Annotated in this window: 2 protein-coding genes; both read left to right on the top strand. The window is 63.9% G+C overall.

Translation table 11 applies throughout. The features are described from left to right. On the top strand, positions 1–820 hold an 820-nt coding region (locus EOA85_RS32835; RefSeq protein WP_206523427.1), incomplete at its 5' end, for a GH25 family lysozyme. 145 nt (positions 821–965) lie between these two features. After that, on the top strand, positions 966–2404 hold a 1439-nt coding region (locus EOA85_RS32830), incomplete at its 3' end, for an alkaline phosphatase (RefSeq protein ID WP_127212483.1).

Raw genomic sequence — 2404 nt, 5'->3', positions numbered from 1 at the left:
GACTGTGGCGATGGCCACTCCGGAGCCTGCCGACAGCATCGAACCACCCGTCGAGCCGATTGCCCTGGTGGCGCCGAAGCGGCTGGCACGAGCAGCACCGATCCTCGCCGAGCCGGTCCAGCGCTACCGTTTTCGTGACGCCAAGCCGATCAATTTCGGCAAGGCCTCGCCCAGGCACCTCGCCGTTCACGGCGTCGACGTTTCACGTTGGCAGGGCAACGTGAACTGGGCAAAGCTGCGCGCGCAGGGCGCCAACTTCGCCTACATCAAGGCGACCGATGGCGGCGATCATCTTGATCCGATGTTCATGAAGAACTGGCGCAATGCCGACGCCGCCGGCCTCAAGCGCGGCGCCTACCATTTCTTCTATTGGTGCCGTACGGCAGGCGAGCAGGCCGACTGGTTTATCCGCAACGTGCCGAGGGTCGAGGGCGCCTTGCCGCCGGTGATCGATGTCGAGTGGAACGGCGAATCCAGCTGCAAGCGGCGGCCGTCGCGGCAAAAGGTGCTGGAGAAGATGCAGGTGTTCATGGACAAGCTCGAGCGCCACTACGGCCAGCGGCCCGTCATCTACACCGCGCCCGATTTCTACCGCGACAATCTCAGAGGCGCTTTCCCCGACTATCCGTTCTGGCTGCGCGCGGTGGCACAGCACCCGTCAAAGGTCTATCCCGGCCGCAAATGGGTGTTCTGGCAGTATTCCGGCTCCGGCCTGTCGCACGGCGTGAGAGGCCGCATCGACCTCAACGTCTTCCACGGCGACGAGAGAGCCTGGCGGAACTGGGTTGGTGGGCGGCAGATGGTGGCCGAGGCGGAGTAGGGGTTCCTTCTTGCTGCTCGCGCCTGCGGGGTGCTGATCGCGGCCGCAGAAAGCCGCTGTCTCAGAACTGTCATGAATCCGTCATCGCTTTGAAATGTCGTTCCCCCAAAGCAGGTGGCTTCCATTCGAACAGGAGACGCCACCCGTGCCCCGCCATTCCGCGCTTTTCGTCCTGACGGCAGCGCTTGCTGCCTCCGTTTCGCTGCCGGCCCATGCCGACATGATGTTCAACCGGGTCGCGAGCTTCGCCGTCGCCGGAAACCTCCCGGCGGACGTCGAGCAGACCACGCCGACTTCGTCCGAGATCATCACGGCGACCGAAGACGGCATGACGCTGGTCTATTCCGACAGCCCGCTCGGCGCGGTCGGCTTCATCGACATCACCGACCCCAAGGCGCCCAAGGCCGGCGGCATCGTCAAGATCGAGGGCGAGCCGACGTCGGTCGTGGTCATCGGCGGGAAGGTGCTGGCCGGCGTCAACACGTCGAAGAGCAAAGCCAAGCCTTCGGGCAACCTCACCGTGATCGACCTTGCCTCCAAGGCGATCGAAGGCACCTGCGACCTCGGCGGCCAGCCGGACTCGCTGGCGTTCAGCAGGGACGGCAAGTTCCTGGCCATCGCCATCGAGAACGAGCGCGACGAGGAGCTGAACGACGGAGAAATTCCGCAGATGCCGGCGGGCGACCTCAAGATTTTCACGATGACCGAAGGCCAGCCTGATTGCGCGACGATGAAGAGCGTGAACCTGGCGGACATTGCCGAAGTTGCGGCGGAAGATCCGGAGCCGGAATTCGTCGCCTTCAACGAGGCCGGCGAAATAGCGGTCACGCTGCAGGAAAACAATCACATCGCCATCGTCAACGCCGAAACCGGCGCGATCGTCACGCACTTCTCCGCAGGCTCCGTCACGCTGGACAAGATCGACACCAAGAAGAACGGCGCCTTTTCCTTCGACGGCAAAATCGAAAACGTCGCACGCGAACCCGACGCCGTGAAATGGCTCGACAATGATCGTCTCGTCGTCGCCAACGAAGGCGACTACAAAGGCGGCTCGCGCGGCTTCACAATCTTCAGCAAGAAGGGCGAGGTTGTCTACGAATCCGGCCCGTCCTTTGAGTACCAGGTCGCCAATGCCGGCCATTATCCCGACGACCGCAACAAGAAGGGCGTCGAGCCGGAAGGTCTCGAGATCGGCACGTTCGGCGAAGACGAGCTGATTTTCGTCGCTTCGGAGCGCGGCTCCGTCGTCGGCGTCTACAACAACGCGGGTGCTGAGCCTCAGTTCGTCCAGATCCTGCCGTCCGGCATCGGCCCGGAAGGCCTGGTCGCGATCCCGTCGCGCAATCTTCTGGTCACCGCCAACGAGGCCGACCTGGTCGAGGACGGGCTCGCCCGCTCGCACGTGATGATCTACGAGCGCTCCGAGGGTCCCGCCACTTACCCGACGATCACGGCAAAGCTCACGCCAGACGGCACGCCGCTCGGCTGGGGTGCGCTTTCGGCGCTAGCGGCCGGCGACACTGCCGGCAAGCTCTTCGCGACCTCCGACTCGTTCTACGCCAATGCGCCCTCGATCTTCGAGAT

Source organism: Mesorhizobium sp. M5C.F.Ca.IN.020.29.1.1 (genome assembly GCF_003997375.1).
In the GTDB taxonomy this organism is placed as follows: Bacteria; Pseudomonadota; Alphaproteobacteria; order Rhizobiales; family Rhizobiaceae; genus Mesorhizobium; species Mesorhizobium wenxiniae.
The sequence above is the reverse complement of the archived record's forward strand: the minus strand, read 5'-3'. Positions and strand labels throughout refer to the sequence as shown.